Source organism: Achromobacter mucicolens, from assembly GCF_902859725.1.
GTDB lineage: Bacteria > Pseudomonadota > Gammaproteobacteria > Burkholderiales > Burkholderiaceae_B > Achromobacter > Achromobacter mucicolens.
Genome location: NZ_CADIJP010000024.1, coordinates 39,302 through 58,262, shown reverse-complemented (window position 1 = coordinate 58,262; position 18,961 = coordinate 39,302). Strand labels below are relative to the sequence as shown.

General features: G+C 64.8%; 16 protein-coding genes, 1 tRNA gene and 1 pseudogene. 3 read left to right on the top strand and 15 right to left on the bottom strand.

All coding sequences use genetic code 11. The features are described 5' to 3' along the window. Nucleotides 1-13: 13 nt before the first annotated feature. Nucleotides 14-994: a tRNA dihydrouridine(20/20a) synthase DusA gene (gene dusA / locus HV786_RS24245; protein WP_056315760.1), complete on the bottom strand. Its 981-nt coding sequence runs from the start codon at nucleotides 992-994 to the stop codon at nucleotides 14-16. A 218-nt stretch (nucleotides 995-1,212) separates the two neighbouring features. Between dusA and HV786_RS24240 the strand changes: the two genes are divergently transcribed. Together HV786_RS24240 and HV786_RS27385 are read left to right on the top strand one after the other, a co-directional pair. Beyond that, a complete protein-coding gene (locus HV786_RS24240; RefSeq protein ID WP_175211957.1) occupies nucleotides 1,213-2,181 on the top strand; it encodes a homoserine kinase in 969 nt (322 codons plus the stop codon). 64 nt (nucleotides 2,182-2,245) lie between these two features. Then, complete coding sequence (locus tag HV786_RS27385; protein WP_252870078.1) at nucleotides 2,246-3,049, top strand: BPSS1780 family membrane protein; 804 nt, start codon at nucleotides 2,246-2,248, stop codon at nucleotides 3,047-3,049. Between the two features lie 6 nt (nucleotides 3,050-3,055). On the opposite strand, the pseudogene HV786_RS27590 reads toward HV786_RS27385, so the two are convergent. From HV786_RS27590 to HV786_RS24180, 12 genes and pseudogenes are all read right to left on the bottom strand, one after another. After that, a pseudogene (locus tag HV786_RS27590) lies at nucleotides 3,056-3,220 on the bottom strand (DUF192 domain-containing protein); the annotation flags it as partial. A 65-nt stretch (nucleotides 3,221-3,285) separates the two neighbouring features. Beyond that, entirely contained in the window at nucleotides 3,286-4,158 is an 873-nt protein-coding gene (locus tag HV786_RS24230; protein ID WP_175211956.1) for a type II secretion system F family protein, read from the bottom strand. Nucleotides 4,159-4,169: 11 nt separating this feature from the next. Beyond that, nucleotides 4,170-5,015 (bottom strand): type II secretion system F family protein, encoded by an 846-nt coding sequence (locus HV786_RS24225; RefSeq protein WP_175211955.1) that lies wholly within the window; start codon nucleotides 5,013-5,015, stop codon nucleotides 4,170-4,172. Further along, a complete protein-coding gene (locus tag HV786_RS24220) occupies nucleotides 5,012-6,715 on the bottom strand; it encodes a TadA family conjugal transfer-associated ATPase (RefSeq protein ID WP_128827949.1) in 1,704 nt (567 codons plus the stop codon). The genes HV786_RS24225 and HV786_RS24220 overlap by 4 nt, the downstream gene beginning before the upstream one ends. Continuing rightward, nucleotides 6,702-8,033: a type II and III secretion system protein family protein gene (locus tag HV786_RS24215; protein ID WP_252870137.1), complete on the bottom strand. Its 1,332-nt coding sequence runs from the start codon at nucleotides 8,031-8,033 to the stop codon at nucleotides 6,702-6,704. Before HV786_RS24215 ends, HV786_RS24220 begins: the two co-directional genes overlap by 14 nt. A 44-nt stretch (nucleotides 8,034-8,077) precedes the next feature. Then, the gene (gene cpaB / locus HV786_RS24210) at nucleotides 8,078-8,881 is read right to left on the bottom strand and encodes a Flp pilus assembly protein CpaB (RefSeq protein WP_128827947.1); all 804 of its coding nucleotides are present in this window, start codon (nucleotides 8,879-8,881) and stop codon (nucleotides 8,078-8,080) included. After that, on the bottom strand, nucleotides 8,878-9,648 hold the full coding sequence (locus tag HV786_RS24205) for a hypothetical protein (RefSeq protein WP_254599509.1): 771 nt from the start codon (nucleotides 9,646-9,648) through the stop codon (nucleotides 8,878-8,880). The genes cpaB and HV786_RS24205 overlap by 4 nt, the downstream gene beginning before the upstream one ends. After that, the gene (locus HV786_RS24200; RefSeq protein WP_252870077.1) at nucleotides 9,645-10,226 is read right to left on the bottom strand and encodes a pilus assembly protein; all 582 of its coding nucleotides are present in this window, start codon (nucleotides 10,224-10,226) and stop codon (nucleotides 9,645-9,647) included. The genes HV786_RS24205 and HV786_RS24200 overlap by 4 nt, the downstream gene beginning before the upstream one ends. Before the next feature lie 32 nt (nucleotides 10,227-10,258). Then, nucleotides 10,259-11,659: a pilus assembly protein TadG-related protein gene (locus HV786_RS24195; protein ID WP_128827944.1), complete on the bottom strand. Its 1,401-nt coding sequence runs from the start codon at nucleotides 11,657-11,659 to the stop codon at nucleotides 10,259-10,261. A gap of 14 nt (nucleotides 11,660-11,673) precedes the next feature. Next, nucleotides 11,674-11,940 (bottom strand): hypothetical protein, encoded by a 267-nt coding sequence (locus HV786_RS24190; protein WP_056315734.1) that lies wholly within the window; start codon nucleotides 11,938-11,940, stop codon nucleotides 11,674-11,676. 388 nt (nucleotides 11,941-12,328) lie between these two features. Next, nucleotides 12,329-14,902, bottom strand: a complete 2,574-nt coding sequence (locus HV786_RS24185) for an autotransporter family protein (RefSeq protein ID WP_128827943.1) — start codon at nucleotides 14,900-14,902, stop codon at nucleotides 12,329-12,331. Between the two features lie 510 nt (nucleotides 14,903-15,412). Further along, on the bottom strand, nucleotides 15,413-15,751 hold the full coding sequence (locus HV786_RS24180) for a DUF6693 family protein (RefSeq protein WP_128827942.1): 339 nt from the start codon (nucleotides 15,749-15,751) through the stop codon (nucleotides 15,413-15,415). A gap of 265 nt (nucleotides 15,752-16,016) precedes the next feature. Between HV786_RS24180 and HV786_RS24175 the strand changes: the two genes are divergently transcribed. After that, nucleotides 16,017-16,220 carry a tyrosine-type recombinase/integrase gene (locus HV786_RS24175; protein WP_338076563.1) on the top strand — a complete coding sequence of 68 codons (204 nt, stop codon included), beginning with the start codon at nucleotides 16,017-16,019 and terminating at the stop codon, nucleotides 16,218-16,220. Between the two features lie 26 nt (nucleotides 16,221-16,246). On the opposite strand, the gene HV786_RS24170 is transcribed toward HV786_RS24175, so the two are convergent. Together HV786_RS24170 and rpoD are read right to left on the bottom strand one after the other, a co-directional pair. Next, nucleotides 16,247-16,325, bottom strand: a tRNA-Ile gene (locus HV786_RS24170). A gap of 7 nt (nucleotides 16,326-16,332) precedes the next feature. Next, nucleotides 16,333-18,600, bottom strand: a complete 2,268-nt coding sequence (rpoD, locus tag HV786_RS24165; protein ID WP_056315728.1) for an RNA polymerase sigma factor RpoD — start codon at nucleotides 18,598-18,600, stop codon at nucleotides 16,333-16,335. Nucleotides 18,601-18,961 lie beyond the last annotated feature (361 nt).

The following is an 18,961-nucleotide window of genomic DNA, read 5'->3' as shown; positions in this document are numbered from 1 at the left end:
GCCGGCTGTGGATCTACATCCCGGCGGGCGCGGCCTCGCGCGTGGCGTCGCGCGCGCCCGGTGCATGACGCTGGCTGCGCCACGCGTCATAAATCAGTTCCGGATTATTCGCGGCCAGCAGGGCCGGATCCGACAGCATCCGCCGCCAGCGCCTTGCGCCCGACTGCCCATTCACCAGCCCCAGCATCGGACGCGTCATCACCCGCAGCGGCACGCCCTTGGCCACCTGCCGCGCGGCGTATTCCGTCATGGCGTCCACCACCTGCGCATCGCTGGGCAACCGTACCGACGGCCACAGCTGCATGGAAACCTCGGACAACACGCGCGGCGTATGCCAGGCGGCGCGGCCCAGCATCACGCCGTCAAAGGTTTCGGCCGCCTGCACCGACTGTCCGGCATCGGCCAGTCCGCCATTGAGCACGAACGTGCAATCCGGAAAATCACGCTTCAATTGCGCGACCACGTCGTAGCGCAGCGGCGGAATCTCGCGATTGTCCTTGGGCGACAAGCCCTTGAGCACCGCGTTGCGCGCATGCGCAATGAACACGCGGCAACCCGTATCGTAGACCTTGCCGACAAAGTCGCGCACGAACTCGTAGGATTCGTCGTAGTCCAGCCCAAGGCGGTGCTTGACCGTGACTGGAATATCCACGGCGTCCTGCATGGCCTTCATGCAGTCGGCCACCAGCGCCGGCTCGGCCATCAGGCAGGCGCCAAACGCACCCTTCTGCACCCGCTCGGACGGGCAGCCGCAATTCAGGTTGATTTCGTCATACCCCCACTGCTTGCCAAGCTTGGCCGCATGCGCCAACGCATCGGGCTCGCTGCCGCCAAGCTGCAAGGCCACAGGATGCTCGGCTTCGTCAAAGTCCAGGTGGCGGGCCACATTGCCATGCAGCAGCGCACCGGTGGTGATCATTTCGGTGTACAGGCGTGCACGGGGCGCCAGCAGCCGGTGAAAGTACCGGCAATGGCGGTCGGTGACGTCGATCATCGGGGCGACACAGAGCCGCCAGTCGGGGGAGTCCAAGAATCACTCTACAAAACAAGGGGATGCGGTATTTTACGGTGCTTGGCGACATTGTGCCCGCCGGGCCTGGGCATCCGTGGCCGAACCGCTGCCGAAGCCCGCCCGCCATGTGGTCTAAAATTGCGGCGCCGCAACCCTGCACGCCCGTGCGCGCGTCCGTTCAACCCTCATAACGAAGATCCATGGCCGTATTCACCCCCGTATCCGATGACGACGCGCGCGCCCTGCTGGCGCATTTCGATCTGGGCGAGTTTGTCTCGCTTCGAGGCATTACGGCGGGTATCGAGAACACCAATTATTTCCTGCACACGACGCGTGGCGAATATGTGCTGACGCTGTTCGAGGTGCTGACGCACGCTCAACTGCCCTTCTACATCGAATTGATGTATCACTTGGCGGAACGCGGCATCCCGGTGCCGCAGCCGCAGACCCTGCGCGACGGCACCCGCCTGACCACCCTGCACGGCAAGCCTTGCGCCATCGTGTCGCGCCTGCCAGGCGGCTACGAGCCCGCCCCGGGGCCTGCCCACTGCGCGCTCGCTGGCGCTACGCTAGCCCGCGCCCACGTGGCGGCGCAGGACTTCCCGATCCACCAGCCCAACCTGCGCGGGCTTTCCTGGTGGCTGGAAACGGCGCCCAAGGTCATGCCCTTTCTCAGCCCGGCCCAGGCCGAGCTGCTGACCTCGGAACTGGCCGCGCAGCAGGCCGCGGTCAAGACGCCCGCCTGGCAGGCCCTGCAAACCGGACCGGCCCACTGCGACCTGTTCCGGGACAACGTGCTGTTCGCCGGCACGTTCGAGAATCCGCTCATGGGCGGCATCATCGACTTCTACTTCGCGGGCTGCGACACCTGGCTGTTCGACGTGGCAGTCAGCGTCAACGACTGGTGCATCGACCGCGACTCCGGTGAATTCATCCCGGAGCTGGTGCAGGCCTGGCTGGCCGCCTACGCCTCGGTTCGCCCCTTTACCGACGCCGAGCGCGAAGTCTGGCCCCAGATGCTCAGGGCGGCAGCCTTGCGCTTCTGGCTGTCCCGGCTGTATGACTTCTTCCTGCCCCGCCCCGCGCAGACGCTCAAGCCGCACGACCCGCGCCACTTCGAAAGAGTGTTGCAAGCGCGCCACCGCTCGGAACTGCCCGTCTTGCCGTAATCGCTACGCCCCCCATAATGGGAATAGCGCCCCCTTTTTGAAAGATCTCCCCCTTCAGAGAGCCATGCAAGCAGCATTTCTACCCGCGACGTCCGGCTGGCTTTGGGTCCGCGACGGATTCCGCCTGTTCCGCAAGCAGCCCCTGGCCATGTTCACCTGGGCCATGGCCATCAGCCTGCTCGTCGTCTTTGCGTCGGCCACGCCTCCGGTCGGCCCGATGCTCGTCGTGGCCCTGATGCCCATCATCACGCTGATGACATTGTCCGCGTGCAAGCATGTCGAGGCCGATCGCATCATGCTGCCCTCCATGTGGGGCAAGCCGCTGAAGCAGCCGGGCGTGTTCCGCAAACTCTTCCTGATGGGCGTGCTGTATGCCGGCCTTTGCCTGGTGATGGGCTTGGTCATCTTCCTGCCTTTCTCCGACGCCATGATGGAGGGCATGCGCATTGCCTCGGTCGAAAAAAGCATGGAACCGATCCTGTCAGCCATGGCGCTGCCGCTGATGCTGTTTGCGATCTGCTACGTGGTGATCGCGGCGCTGTTCTGGCATGCACCCGTGCTGGTTGCCTGGCACGGCCTGCGCCTGACCCAGGCCCTGTTCTACTCCGGCATCGCCTGCTGGCGCAACAAGCTGCCGTTCCTGGTTTACGGCGTCTGCTGGATCATGGTCTTTTTGTTCATCGACCTGTGCGCCGGGCTGCTGGTTGCCATCGGCCTGTCGCCGCAGATGGCCGGCACGCTGCAGATTCCGTTCAACATTGCGGCGGGCGGCATCCTGTACTGCAGCTTCTATCCGGCCTACACCTCCGTGTTCGGCATCAATAGTTCCAGCGCGCATCTCGACAACGGCGACGGCGCGCAGGCATAGCGCCACCCGCCACGGCGCAAGCGCCGGGCACAACCGCACTACCCGGCCTTCCCGGCCGATGAACGCCACGTCGATGGCATAACGCATGCCGAAGGTATGCACCGCGGCACAGGGAATCAGCATCACTCCTGTGCGCGGCCCCGGCGGGTTCCGCCCCAGCAACCCGCGCATCCGACCCCACCACCGCTTTACCATCAACAGCCGCAGGCGCCCTTGGCGCAATAGCGCGGCGCGGCTCATTGCACGCTCTGCAGCAACTGCATCGCGATCGGAAACGCCAGCACGATGAAAGTGCAAGGGAAGATGCAACCGATCAACGGCAGCAGCATCTTCACCGGCGCCTGCATCGCCAGTTGCTCGGCCCGCGTGTGGCGGTCGCTGCGGCACTGCGCCGCCTGCGCGCGCAAGACCGGCCCCAGGCTCGCCCCCAGCGCCTCTGCCTGCGCCAGGGCCGCTGCCCAATTACGCGCCAGCGGACTGTTGCTACGCTCGGCCAATGTCTTGATCGCGGCGGTTCGGGAAACGCCGGCGCGCATCTCGGCCAGCGCATCGGCCAGCGCGTCGCGCAGCACGCCAGGCGGCCCGCTCTGCGCCGCCAACTGCAACGCGCCCTGCACGCTCAGTCCGGCCTCGACGCACAACGTCATCATGTCGAACACGAAGGGCAAGTCCCGTTCGATGGCGCGGCGCCGCTGCGTGCCCAGGCCTTTCAACCACGCCGCCGGCGCCACCCCGGCGGCCAGCGCCGCCGCAGCCGTCCAGAGCACCCACGACGCGGAGCCGGGTGGAGCAAGCGCCACCGCCACGGCGCCGGCCACGCCACCGGCAGCGGCGGCCGCGCTACCGCACAACGCCGCGATGTGCGCATACCCGACTCCTGGCGGCAAGGCCGCCCGCTCTATTGCCCGGTTCAACCGCAGCCGCCAGCGCCAGGCGCAAAGGGGACCCGCCAACGGCGCCACCGCCACGATCCACGGCCATGCGGCGCGCCACCACCACGGCATCGCACGCTCGGCGTTCTGTTCCTGCCGCAGCAACGGACACAACAGCACCCACGCAAGCCAGGCCGCTCCCGCCGCCGTCGCCGCCATGCCCACATAAAGCCACATCCCGCCCCCTTTCAGATATCGATCCGCATGATCCGCCGGATCAGCAGCACGCCCGCCGTCTCCAGCACCGCCACGATGGCGAGAACACCCCATCCCATCGGCGTACGCCACAACAGACTCATGATGTCGGGCTCGAGCCGGTCCAGCACCGCCAGCAGCAGCAAGGGCAGCGCGCCCACGATCCAGGCTTGCAGCCGCCCCTGCGAGGTCAGCGCAAGCAGCTTCGCCTGCAACTGCAGGCGAGCCCGCAGTGTCTGCGCGATGCTTTCAAGGGCCTCGGCCAGGTTGCCGCCGGTTGTTGCCGCGATGCGCATGGCAGCCACCACCAGCGAGGTCGAATCGGCCGGCATCCTGGCCTGCAGGTTGCCAAGCGCAACCTCCCACGGCACGCCAAGACGCTGTTCGCGCAGCATCAGGCCGAACTCCTGCGCCAGCGGCGCGCTGCTCTGTTGCACCACATGGCGCAGGCCTGTCGTCATGGCCACACCCGCCCGCAACGCAGAAGCCAGCATCAACAGCGCCATCGGTAATTGCGTTTCAAAGCGCTGCGCGCGCCGCCGCCGCAGTCCGTCAACGACCGACCGCGGCAGGCGCGAGGCCGCCAGCGCGAACATGGCCGCGAGCAACGCGCTTCCGGTGGCCGAGAACGCGGCCGCCGCGGCGGCCACCCCGCAGATGATGGCGCCCGCCCACAGTTGGCGCGGGTCGATGAAGAGGAACACCTCGCTCAACCGCACGCCCGCATCCTGCGTGTAGACCTCGCGGTATCGCCGAAGCGCGGGCGCAAACCAGTTCTGTGCGCGCCACGCCAGCAACCCCGCGCACAGCATCGCGGCCGCCGCCGCAAGCCAGATCATGGCAAGCCCTGCGCAAAGGTCGCAACGCCCGGCGCCTGGCCCGCCAAGTCCGAAAACCAGGTGGCGTCCAGACTCACGCCCTTATCGGCCCAATCGCGCGCAAAGCCGGGCAGCGCGCCGCATCCCCGAAATCCGTGACTGCGGTCAAACCCAAACAAGTCCTGCAATTGGATGCGGCCGCTTTCCATGCCCGCCACTTCGACGATCGACGTGACCACGCGGCGGCCATCCGCCAGTCGTGCCTGCTGCACGACCACGTCCACGCTGGCGGCAATGTGCTCGCGGACCGCGGACAGCGGCAGGTCAAGCCCTGCCATGAGAATCATGGACTCCAGCCGCGCCAACGCATCGCGCGGAGAATTGGCATGCAGCGTCGTCAGGGAACCTTCGTGCCCCGTGTTCATGGCCGTCAGCATGTCGAACGCCTCGGCGCCGCGGCATTCGCCCACGACGATGCGGTCAGGCCGCATGCGCAGCGCGTTGCGCACCAGTTCGCGGATGTCGATTCGGCCTCTGCCTTCCTGGTTGGCTGGCCGGGCCTCCAGCGCAACGAGATGCGCATGGTTGAGCCGCAATTCCGCAGCGTCTTCGATCGTGACCACGCGCTCGCCGTCCGGAATCTCGTTCGACAGGATGTTCAGCAGCGTCGTCTTGCCCGCCCCCGTCCCCCCGGAAACGACCAGATTCTTGCGCATCCGTACGCACAGGGCCAGAAACTGCGACATCGCGTCGCTCAGCGCGCCCAGCGCAATCAGATCGGGCATCTGCGGGCGACGCTGCGGAAACTTGCGTATGGTCAGGCTGGCGCCCTTCATCGCCACCGGCGGAATGATGGCGTGGACCCGCGAGCCATCGGGCAGCCGCGCATCCACCATCGGCGAGCTTTCGTCGATGCGGCGCCCCAAGGGCGTGACAATGCGTTCGATCACCCAGCGCACCGACTGTTCGCTGGTGAATGCGGCCTGCTCCCGCCACAGGCGCCCCGCACGCTCGACATAGATTTCGTCGTAGCGGTTGACCATGATTTCCGTGATGTCGGGGGCCGCAAGCAAGGGTTCCAACGGCCCGAGCCCAACCGCTTCGTCAAGCACCTCGCGGCACAGCGCCGCCTTGTCCGCATGGGGCGGAAGTTCGGCGTCCGTGGCAACGATCTGGACCAGAAGGCGCTCGGCTTCGGCACGAAGCATCCCGTCGCTCATCCCCGCCACGTCGCGCCGTCTCAGGTCAAGCGCGCCCAGCAGGGCCGCGTGAAGACGTCGACGGTCGTGCAGCCGATGCGGGGCACAGGGCGGAACAACTGGCGGCGCAATGCTCCGGTCATCGCCCATCGACCGGATTTCCGGTTGAACCGGGTCGGATGACACCGCATCCGCACCCTCAAGAGGCGAGGCGGCCTCGGCCTTCGGCATCGACACGCGCAGCCTGCAAGGCCCGATCAGGATCTCGTCTTGAGGCTGTACCGGCGCATGCCGCACTATCCGCACCCCATTTACCATCGTGCCTGCCAGCGTGCCCAGGTCTTCCAGGACGATTTGATCCGCTTCGCAAAGCAGCCGGGCGTGCTGACGCCCGACTCTCCAGGTGGGAATCCGCAATCCGCACTGAACGCCCCTTCCGATCAGCACCGGCGCGCGCAGCGTGAGCTGCTGCTGCGCGGCGTCCTCGAAGGTGAGTTCAATGGTCAGTTCAACGTTGAGCATCGCGCCCCTCCGGAAAAGGTGAATCGGCCTCGGCAGACGTCAGTCCCCACTGCGAACCCGCGCCCGAGTAGGGATCCCAACCGATCGCGTCCGAAGGAACCGCCGTCCCGAGGCTGGGAGGATCGGGAAACGCCGCCTGCAGCGTCTCGCGTCCGCGGCGTATGCGATCGGCCATGGCGGGCTCTGCTTGCGACACGATCTTGGGCGTCACGAAGATCGCCAGTTCGGTCTCGCGGCGTTGATAGCGGGTTGAGGAAAACAACGCGCCCAGGATCGGAATGTTGCGCAGCCCCGGCAGACCGCTGACGTCGGTGCCCTGCTCACGCGAAAGAAACCCGCCGATGACGAGCGTGTTGCCCGAACGCACGTTGAACTCGGTGGACGCGCGGCGCGTGCGCAGCGCCGGACCGCCGGGAAGGCTTAGCGACGTGTCGACCGAACTGGCCTCCACCTCGATCAAGGACCGGATGACGCCATTGCGATCGATCCGCGGCGTGATGTTCAGCGACACGCCATAGGGCTTGAACAGCGTGGTGGGATTGCCCCGTGCATCCGTGGAGGCATAGGGCACTTCCCCGCCCGCGAGAAACGTCGCACTGGCGCCGCTGCGCGCCAGCAGCTGCGGTTGCGCAAGCATTACGGCTTCACCCGTTTGCGCCAGCGCGGCAATACGCGCCGAAAGCAGCGCATTGACGCCGAAGTAGCCCGCGGCCGACGCGACCGGCGCGGCGGTCTCGATGATCTGCTCGCCAGGGCGTGTCATGCGGCTGCGCGATCCCCCATCCCAAGCGAGGCCCGCATTGAGGCCACCCTGCGTCATGCCATCCCAGCGCACGCCGAACTCTTGCAGCCGCGATGTGGGAATCTCGACCACCTGCACGTCGAGCAGCACCATGCGGTCCCATCCGACTTGACCGGTGAAATCCACGACGTCCGGATACCGGTCCACCAGCGCCGCAATACGCGCGCGATCATCGTCGGACAGGTCATCGCCTTCGATGACGATGCGGCCGCCCACGTTCGAGCTGCGCGCCCCCGGGATCCGGGAGAGCAGACTCTGGACCTCCTCGCGCAGTTGTGGCGTGCCGGCAGGGACCACACGCAATTCGTAGGCTGCCACGCGATCGCGTCCAGCCCACACATGCACGGACGACACGCCTTCGGCTCGCGCAAACACTACGACCTCGCGCCCTTCCGCCGCCACGGCGCTGGCCACCTGACTATTGCCGATGGCGACTCGCCGCACGCCGGGGTGCGGCAACACGCGCGTTTCGCCGACCTGCAGTTCCAGCGTCTGGGTGTTGGACCATGCTGGCATGCTGCACAGGCACAGCACGATGGCGAGCAAGCTTTTAATTCGGATCATGGCCGCTCCGCGTCAAAGCCTGCCTGTGCGTCCAGGCGATCACCGTAAACGATGGCGACACCGGGCACGGGCTTGGGTTCGGCGTCCAGCCCCATGAGGGAAGCCAGATCGCTTTGTGCTGCGGGGTTCACAGACGCGGCGTCGTCGCGATGACGCAGCATTGCGGTCAGCACCCCAGCCTGCCGCGCGGCAATGAACCGCATGGCTTGGTCAGGCGTCGCGGCCAGCGTGATGTTGCCCGCGCCGTCGTCGCTCATGGCGGTCAGGACTCGCATGCTCTGCAGCACCGGGACGGTGAGTTCGCGTTGGCGATGATTGAACGTCACGTAGATATCGATGGCATCGCCGCCTTTGAGCATGTCTGCAAGCCCGCCAAGGTCCGTCGCGTTCACCGTGAACGCGCGCTGCCCCGCTTCAAGCCGCGCGGCCAGCGAAGGCTGCGGCGGGTCGTAAGTCATGAAGCTTCTCAGCAAGGGGTCCCCATGCGCCAGATCGGCAAGTAGCGTTGCGCCCAGCACGCTGCCCAGTTCCATCGGGTCAACGCTGGCGCCGGGCGCCCAGGGCTGAGGGATCTTGCGCACGGCCAGATGCACCTCTTCGAGCAATGTGCCGGCCGGCAGGTCATAGGCCGCCACAAGACGGCTGACCAGCGGCGTCTGCGCCTCGGCTTCCAGCGCCTGCACGCGCTGCTGGACGTGCTCGCGCACGGCCCATGCGGCGACCAGGCCCGCCAGCACCGCCAATCCATACACGCCGGTACGGCGCAACCGCTCGGCGCCGCGATTGATCCAGGACTTCATGGCGCCCACCCCAGGGCTCGCAGCCCGCTGCCGCCTTCCACAGGCACCAGCCAAAGCTTCATCCGCTCCCGTTCACGCGCCCACCATTGGCCAGCGCCTGCGGATGACGCGCCTCGCCCCGCGGTGACCGCTGACGCCGCCATCGCGGCCCCCTCACGATCCGGGTCGCCCTGCGGCATCCATCCCGTCCGCCGCAACGCGGCATCAAGCAGTTCAGCCAGCTTTTGAGGCGGCAATGCGTACTGCCAGATCCGGTCGGAAACCTTGACACCGGATTCCATCACGGCAACGTCAGTCCTGACGCGCGCGCCCTTGGGCAGCCACCCCGGCAGATGCGCGGAGGGAGCCGCACGCACAGAAATTGCCGAGAGGCTGCCGACGGTACGATCCGCGCCCGCGTTTTCCAATTGGGCCACCCAACGCTCATCGCCGACGCGGCCGGACAGAATGAGTTGCCCGGGCAGCACGTGCAGATCCGCCAACGCAGGTTGCTGCGTGGCCAGCGTTCTGGCCAGGGCCGATGGGCTCTGGGGCGCATCGAACACCCACACTTGCGCGGGCATGCCGTGCAGCCACAACCGATCCGCCATGCGTTCTCGCAAGGTGCCTTCGGGGAGCCGCAGGCGCTCCAGGCTGGACACGCCGCCTGATGCGCCCGCGCGTTCGGGCAACAGCATCAGCGCACCGCACAGCCCGATGCCAACGGCAAGCAAGGCAGGACGGATTCGCATGCCCTGCCCTTCGCACACTTTTCGGACAAGATTCATTTTCCGCCCTCCGCAAGCCTGCCAAGCCGATCACCAGGCAGCACATCCCCCCACGCGGAAAGCCAATCCCGCGACAGCGCCGGCCGCCCCCACGGCGCCTCTGCATGGCTGACGGGACGCTGCATCCTTACCGCCTCAGCCTGTGAGGTGCGGCTCGCTTGCAACCAGCCTGTTGGCGATGCCCCAATACGGCGTTGCGCATCCGCGTCGCCATGCGCATAACCCGCGCCGTCTGCCACGCTGAGGTGACGCGAGACCGGCAGTCCAAACATGACATTGCCCGGCGGCGGCAGCGAACGCACTTGCACGGACAGCAGACGCATTGCCGCGCCAAACCATTCATCCTGCAACGCGCCGCCCCCCGCGACAGAAGATCCAAGCCAGCGTTGGGCGCGGCCTTCCACGTCCATCCGCGCCGGCGCGCGAAGCGTTGCGACGGGCTGCCCCAACGCCGCCGCCATGGCGGCCTGACGACCAACCTGCGTCGTGCGCTGCGCCGAAAACTGCATCGCGCCGATATCCGAGACCGCCCAGAGCAACACGGTCAAGAGCGGCAATATCAATAGCGCCTCGACCACCGCCTGTCCTTGTTCCTTTGATCCGCGTTGCATCACGGCAGCCTCCTGGCCAATGCTTCCTCTTGCGGCGTGACTGCGGAGAGGCGGGCCTGCCAATAGGGCCGGAAAAGCGTGGCGAGCTCCAGGCGCCCGTCGGCGCGGCGCTCCGGCCGGGAAAAGTAGGTCTCGGCAGCCGTGCTGACCGTGATGGCGCCAATTCGGCCCAGTGCGGCATATCGGAACTGACCGATTGGCGCCGACACAGCGCTGCCGGCGTCCGTGGTTTTGACGACGGACGATTGCAGGCCGACCGCCACGGCAAATCGCAAGGGATCGGCAAGACGCTTGGGCGCGACTTCCCGGTAGGCCGGCAAGCCGCCGCCGGGCCATCGGCGCACCCCAGCCATTGCGTATGAGTTCGCCATGGGGTTGTTGGCTCCGTCAAAGATGTTCCAGGACGTGGCGTGTTCCACCCATCGCCAGAAGTCTTCCTGCGAAAAGTCTGCGGGCGGATCTTCGACGAATTCCACGTCGTCGGGCGCACGGCTTTTATTGCCCTGGACGGTGCCCCACCCCATCGCGTATTCGCGGAAGTAGCAGCCAATCCAGCGGTTCGAGCGCAGCGCATGGTTGGACTGCGTGTCCAACGCGCCCCAATGGCCATCCGGCCCAAGCCAGGTCGAGCCGCGCCGCCGGAGTTCGTGCCGAAGCCACGGACACCGGGTGCTGACCACCCAGGGGTTGCGTAGCGTCGTGTTGCGGCGGTCCAGGAAACCATAGCGAGCCGCTGCGCTTTCAATAGCCGGCCGCAGGCCGGCCTTGCGTGTGGCGGCTTGGCGCTCAGTGAAACCGGGCCACCCGTCCGTCAACACACGCAGATCCAGCGGCGAGGCCCCGGATGCGTTGTCCCGGCCAGTCTTGCCAAACGCAGGATAGTTGGCAGCCAGCACCTCGCGCATGACACGATCCCGAGACATGATGAAATCGCCGGCAATCGCTCGCGCCGCGGCTTCCAGCACCTGATGCACGACGCGATCATGCTGCGCGAACGCGCGCGCCAGACGGCTTTCGGCGTCCGGAGGGGCCTGCGCCCCTTGGTAGGCCGCGCCGGCAGCCGGCCCGAAAAGCATCGCGATCAGGCTGGCTGGCGGATTGCCGCGCCAACGCTGCGATTGCAACGCATCGAGGTATTGCGCCGACGCTCCTAGCGTCACCAGATGCGCCATCGCAACCTGATGCGCGATCTGGCTGCGATTCACGTAGGCGATGGCATTGAGCGCGCGCGCCTGCATGAGCGCACCGCTGTAGGCCGCCGCGTCCGCGGCGTGGGTCAGGCGGCTGCGCGCCTCGACGGTCTGGCCAACGTTGTACAGGACGACGAGCGACGCCGCGCCGACGGCCGCGACCATCAAACCCAGGACCAGAGCCTGGCCCCGTTGTTGATCGTCGAACATGGATGGCGGCGCGTTCAATTCGCGATCTCGGCGTTGCCGGTAAATGACTTGAGCGACCGCGCCTTGGTCTGGGCCGCCGCTTTCTGGGCCGCCTGCTGCGCCGCTTTGGATTGCGTGCTGCCGTCTTCGCCGGCAAGCTCTCGCGCCATGGCGGCCGTCTGCGACCGCACGACCTGTCCGAAGTACTGATAAACCGCGATCGCCGCCACGGCGACCAGCGCCACGACAACGATGTACTCCGTCATGCCTTGTCCCAGTTGGCGCTTTCGATGCCCCCACATATCTGCTCTCCCGTGCATTGAACGTGGAGGCCAGTGTCGCCAGCGGGCGGCGGGCGGACAATTCGTGGATGCCGAGACGGACAAATCCGCGCACGCCCCCTTGACGCATGTGCATGCCTCAAAGGTCCTGCGCCAATGACGTTCCCACCCTTTTTTTGGCAAGGGTTTCCCCTATTGCCGGGGTGAAATCCGAGCAGTAGATTTGAGTTGCCGGGCTGTCTGACACCCATCGCGTGCGAAGCCGGGCAGGAGCGCCTCAGACTCATCTTGAGCTGGGGCGCTCTTCCATTTGGAGACGCTTTCCTGCTCGCGGGTGCGTTCCCATTCGCGGGGGCACGTGCCCCTGTCGGTCACGGTTTCAACACGACGTTGCGACCTCAGCTGGCCCCTACCACTGCACGCGAAAGCCGATCATGCCGCCCACGGAGTGGTTGTCGCTCATGTTGTTGGTCGCGCCAGCCACGCTCAGGTTTCCATAAACGCCGTAGCGCCCTTTGTTCCACAGGTAGGTCCCGCCAACGCCAAGTTCGGCCCACAGCCGCTCGTCCCGGCTTCGAAAAGACACGCCCGCCACGTTGACGTTCGTGCCATTCATGAACTCGTTGTACAGATTGGCGATGGCGTACACATGCGTTTGCTCGGCCGCCCCTTGCGCAACGGAGCGTTCAGGTTCGTAATCGAGCGACACGCCCAGACGTCCGATCAGACTGTCGCCATCGTCAAGCCGCACCTTGGCGCCGAACGGGTCCGTGAAGCTGTCGAAGTCGACGCGAGAGCGAATCAACTGCGCCTGCGGCGTCAGCGAAAAGCCCTTGCCGATGTCATGGCGATAACCTGTCTCCACCGAGATGGCGACGCCGTTTCCATTGTTTCCCTTCACCTCATCGCGCCCGATCGTGCGCGACGAGATGTCGCTGTCGAACCACATGGCCTGCAACTGTCCGTCCACGTAGAACCCGCTAGCGCCGTACCACGTCAGGCTGGCGCCCACGCCCGTGCCTGTCGTGTCGATCTTGCCCCGGCCATACGGAGACGCGATATCGGCCGACGCGTTCCCATGAGAAAGGTTGACGCCAGCCACCAGCATCGATCCATCAGGCTGGCGGTTTGCCACGACGTCAATACCGGTTTGCAGCTTCCACAGATCGATATCCCGGCTCGACTTTGTCGCAGACTGAGCCGGGCGCATCGAACTGGTGGCGCCTTGGATGCGGGCCCACCCCCCGAATTTTTCCCCGGCCTCGGGCTGACCGTCAGTCCGCCAGAACCGGTTTCCGACGCGTTGCTGCAACGTCGGCAACGCGTTGAGGGAAGCGAGCACCTGGGGATACTGCTCGTAAAGCGGTATGCCAGGCTGGTAGCGTGGCCCCGCTTCGGGACTTCCGGGTATTTCTTCCACCGGTGCGCCAGGCCCGGGTTCGGGTTCGGGCTCTGGATCAGGTCCCGGTCCCGGCTCCGGTTCGGGAGCCGTCTCCGGTTCCTTGAATTCGGATACGAGATACCAGTGACCGTCCGCGGGCGTATTGCTGCCGCCGTGTTGCAGCGTGTACGCATACGCGCCGGCAATCACGGCTTGCTGACCGTTTTCGGCCCGATAATCGCCCCGAAGGTTGAACGCGCCCGCAGGCGACGCGCCGCCGACCTCAATGACGCGAATGCCATTTACCGTCTGCGCCCCGCTGCCATTCAGATTGGTGACCTTGACGGCAGTACTGCCCGCGACATTGCCCGTCACAACCAGTTTGTCGGTAGGCGACGCGTCATTGCCAAGCACCGTCTCCAGCTGCAACAGCGAACCGCTGCTGCCCGCGTAGTTCCCGCTGATGGTCAGCGTGCCCAACGAGGCCCCGGGCGCTACGGTGCCTGCATTGACGACACTGCCCACCCGTCCGCGCCCTTCCAACGTACCGCCCGAGAGAATCTGCATCGCCGCGCCCGACAGGTCGCGATTGACCTGCAGAATGCCCGCGCCGCCTATTTGCGCGGCGCCCGAGAAGTCCCCGTGGTCCGCATTCAGGATGGTGCGGCCCGCCATCGCCTCCAACCGCCCGCCGCCGACCAATCCCGTATTGGAACCCGCGGCATTGTTGGCGCCGTTGTTGATCGTCGCGTCGAACACATAACTGGAAGACGTGTGATTGAAAATCACCCGGCTGTCGCCCGGGCCAAATGCAACGCGCGTGGTTTCCAGCGTGCCAGGCGCGACCGGTGCAGTGCCCACATCGCTGCCGATGACAAGCTTGCCGATCCCGGAAGCTGTCGTCCCCATCACCGCGCCCGGGGCAATCACCTGCCCGCCTTCCGAGATCGTCAAGCTGCCAGTGCCGAACGAGCCAATCTGAATGGGCGATCCCGAAAGCCACCGGGAATTGGCCCCGCGGACTGTGACGTCTCCCTTGCCGCCAACGACGCCGACAGATCCCGAACCCGTAGAAACGTAGCCCCCGTCCAAGATGTTCAAACGTCCCTCGCCCGACATCCCGACGTAGAGCAACTGGTTGTTGATCCATTGCGATCCGGCGCCGGTGATGTTCACAACGCCTACGCCGTCGTCGAATTCCCCGAGAACGGCGCGCTGACTCTGGACCACGCCACCGCTGGCAACCGTCAGTGTCCCTGCCGCGCTCCAGCCGACATTCAGCGTGCTCAGGCTGTTGGCGGACACCTCCCATCGCGCGTTTGGTCCGGTCACCGATACCACCCCGGCGCCGCCGAAAACACCTCCCAGGTAAGCATCCGGGCTAATCACCAGACCGCCACTCAACACGTTCAGCGTGCCGGCTCCCGTATTTCCAACCAAGAGGGGGCCGTTCATGTTCCAGGGAGAAGCCTGAGTTCCCGGAACGGTTACCGTCTGCCCACTCTCGATTGTGATCTGAGCGACCGATACCCAAGGAAATGCCAGGAGGGGGAGCAGCGACGAACGAGACAGTACGCCGGCGGGCAGAGCGTTGTTTTTCATGAAACTTCCTCCGATCGAGCTTCGGTATCAGCACATGCCAAACATCAGACGGGGCGGATGGGCCCTCCCCTCATCGCCCACAGCCACGAGCGGTTTCGAGGATTATTGAGGAATAGTCCTTTTGGACGAGGAAGTGTTACGCGAGGTTACCAATCAGGAATGGCACCGCTGCACGGCTCGCGCAGCCTCACGCCCAACCGTGCGCCGGAAATGAAAACAGCCGCCATTGCTGGCGGCTGCGGTACCTGAGTGTCAGGTCGCTTCGCGTCATGCGCGCCGATTACGTCGGATTGCGTCCGCTTTGCCAATATTTCCGCCGCCAAAACACCGCACATTTTGTCCGGCCCCTTGTCCTTTTGGCATCAAGCAGCGGTTCCCACAGAGCGAGGGCGGGAGCGTGACGCTGCCAGCCGCTGCCCACGCAGCCCGGCGGACAGTTTTCTCCTGGTACCTGCTCTCCGGAAACAAAAAAACCGCCCGGAGGCGGCCGTCTGCGGCATAGCGTCGGCGTCAAAGTGTGACGTCAATCACCTTAGTGTGATTCATGCAATGCGCGTTGATCTTGTACAGAAAGATCAGATACCCGATGCCGAAAGTGACGATAGAGATAATCGCCCAGATGACGATATTTCCGATAATGCTGGCCAGATCGATGGTGCATTGCAGGCGGCCAACACGGCGTCCAGAATCATCGAGCACCGAAGTGCGGCTGATGATGAAACGCTGCATGTAATACGGGAACACGAAAAGCGCTAGGCCGAACGTGACGATACTCAGGAGGATCCAGATAATCCCGTGGCCGATGATGTCTCCGACGGTGAGATCCGACTTCAATTTCAACTGCTTCATGGTGTGCAACTTCCTGCGGCTTATATAACAACCTTAGTTTTTACCATTTTTTGCAGTTGTTTCAAAAAGAGACTTCAATGTGCTCAGGCAAAGCCGAAGGATCGGCACGCCAGTGCGCCTTGGCTCCTACTTGTCCAAGGCGCAAGAGCCAGGGAGATTAGTCCCACTTCCCCCTGCGCGGCCTTTCTCGTAGCGTCTCGCTCGCGCGGCTCAAGCGTCCGGCTGCGGGACACATGGCTCACCAACTCCAGCATACTGGGGCCACCTGCGCTTTCACGACCTGCAACACAGCGCAGCGAGCGAGATAATCAACGCCAAGGTGGACCTATACACCGTGGGCGCCGTGCTGGGGCACAAGTCAGCAGCCAGCACCAAGCGCTACGCGCACCTGGCCACGGATGCCATCAAAACAGCGCTCAGCCAGATTGGCAAAAAATCCCACACACAAAAGAAAACGCGGGCTGCATGAACTTCATGCAAACCCGCGTCAATTCTTGGTAGGCCCCCCGAGAGTCGAACTCGGCACCAACGGATTATGAGTCCGCTGCTCTAACCAGGCATGAGCTAGAGGCCCAGGAAATTTACTGCCCTTCCAGGAAGCTCTTCAGCTTGTCGGCCCGGCTGGGGTGACGCAGCTTGCGCAGCGCTTTGGCCTCTATTTGGCGGATGCGCTCGCGCGTGACGTCGAATTGCTTGCCCACTTCTTCCAGGGTCTGGTCGGTGCTCATTTCGATGCCGAAACGCATGCGCAGGACCTTGGCTTCACGCGGGGTGAGAGAGTCTAGCACTTCCTTGACGACATCGCGCATCGAACCATGCAGCGCCGCATCCGAAGGCGCCAGCGTGGACGTGTCTTCGATGAAATCGCCCAGGTGCGAATCGTCGTCGTCACCAATGGGCGTTTCCATGGAGATCGGTTCCTTGGCGATCTTCAGGATCTTGCGGATCTTGTCCTCGGGCATGTCCATCTTTTGCGCCAGGGTCGCGGGATCCGGCTCAGCGCCGGTTTCCTGCAGGATCTGGCGGCTGATGCGGTTCATCTTGTTGATCGTTTCGATCATGTGAACCGGAATACGGATGGTGCGCGCCTGGTCGGCGATGGAACGCGTGATGGCCTGACGGATCCACCACGTTGCGTAGGTCGAGAACTTGTAGCCGCGACGGTATTCGAACTTGTCCACGGCCTTCATCAGGCCGATGTTGCCTTCCTGGATGAGGTCGAGGAACTGCAGGCCACGGTTCGTGTACTTCTTGGCGATCGAGATCACCAGACGCAGGTTGGCCTCGGTCATTTCGCGCTTGGCCTTGCGAGCCTTGGCTTCGCCGGTGGCCATGCGCTTGTTGACGTCCTTCAAGTCCTTCAGCGGCAGCACGACGCGCGTTTGCAGGTCGATCAGCTTTTGCTGCAGTTCCTGCACGGCGGGAATCTGGCGCTCCAGCGTTTCGGCGTACGGATGGCCGGCGGCCACTTCGTCGACGACCCACTGCAGGTTGGTTTCGTTGCCGGGGAACACCTTGATGAAGTGCAGGCGCGGCATGCCGGCACGGTCCACACACGTGTGCAGGACAGCGCGCTCGAGCTGACGCACTTCTTCAACCTGGTTGCGCAGCGTGTCGGCCAGCTTTTCCACCATCTTGGCGGTGAAGCGGATGCCCATCAGTTCGTTCTGGATCGATTCCTGGGCGCGCACGTAGATGTCCGACTTGTAGCCGTCCTTCTCGTACGACAGGCGCATCTTGTCGAATTGCTTGCCCACTTCGTCGAACTTGGCCAGCGCCTTGACGCGCAGGTCTTCCAGCTGCTTGCTGGACATGCCGCCGGCGGGGCCGTCGTCGCTTTCGTCTTCATCTGCGGTGACGCCGGCGCCGGCGTATTCCTCGCCGTCTTCCGGATCGACCAGGCCGTCGACGACTTCGTCGATCTGCGCCTGTCCCTCACGCACGCGCGTGATGTGGGCCAGGATTTCGTTGATGGTGGTCGGGCACGCCGAGATGGCCATGACCATGTGCTTCAGGCCGTCTTCGATACGCTTGGCGATCTCGATTTCGCCTTCGCGGGTCAGCAGCTCGACCGAGCCCATTTCGCGCATGTACATGCGGACCGGGTCGGTGGTGCGGCCGAAATCGGAGTCCACGGTGGTGAGCGCAGCTTCGGCTTCGTCTTCGACGTCGTCGTCGTTGGACGCAACCGGCGCGTTCTCGCTCATCAGCAGGGTTTCGGCGTCGGGGGCCTGGTCATAGACCGCGATACCCATGTCGCTGAACGTGCTGATGATGCCGTCGATGGCTTCGGCATCGACCAGGTCGTCGGGCAGATGGTCGTTGATCTCGCCGTACGTCAGGTAGCCGCGGTCCTTGCCCAGCTTGATCAGCTGCTTCAGGCGATTGCGGCGCGCTTCGTATTCTTCCGGCGTGACGGGGCCACGGGCGATCAGGTCCTTGGGATCGGCCTTGCCGCGCTTGCCGCCGCGCTTGGGCGGCTTCAGATCGGGCAGGACTTCGCCTTCGCCGTCCATCGGATCGTCGAAACCGTCGGAGTCGTTGTTGGCGTTCTTGGCGGGGCGGCCCGGACGGCGGCCGCTCGGCGCGGGACGCGCGCTGCCGACCAGGTCGGCCAGTTTGTCTTCGGCTTTCTTGGCGCGGGCCTTCGTTACCTTTTCGGGCTTGTCCGCGGCAACAGCCGTTTTGGCCGCCTTTTTGGCGGCCGTCTTGGCGGCGGGCTTGGCGACCTTCACCGCCGTCTTGGCGGGCGCTTTTTCCGCGGCCATGCTGACGGCGCGTTTGGCCGCCACAGCCTTGGTTTCGGCCGCATCAATTGCAGAGGAGGATTTGCCGGTGGATTTGGTCATAGTCGCTTCCGTGGTCGTCGCAACCCGTTCGGGCTTGTTGCACCGCATAACGCCGCGCCGGATACGGATCCGGTGCGGCATGGAATACGGGTAAATCTGGTGGATCGGCGAAGATCACGCGGCTGCGTTGTTCGCAGCACCGGCTCTTGCGAGCCCGTCTGGCGACGTCTCCGGTTCTTAACCGTTCTGACGCCCGACGTGCATGACCTCATTCAACAGCGGGTTCCGGACGTTGGGGGGGCTGCCTGCCTATAAATAGGCTTTGCTCGCTTATCGGGCCATTGCCCCAAGCAGCTACGTATACACAGCACCCAAACCACTCACGCCACGCGGAGTTACCGCTGCTGAACTGCTTTTGATC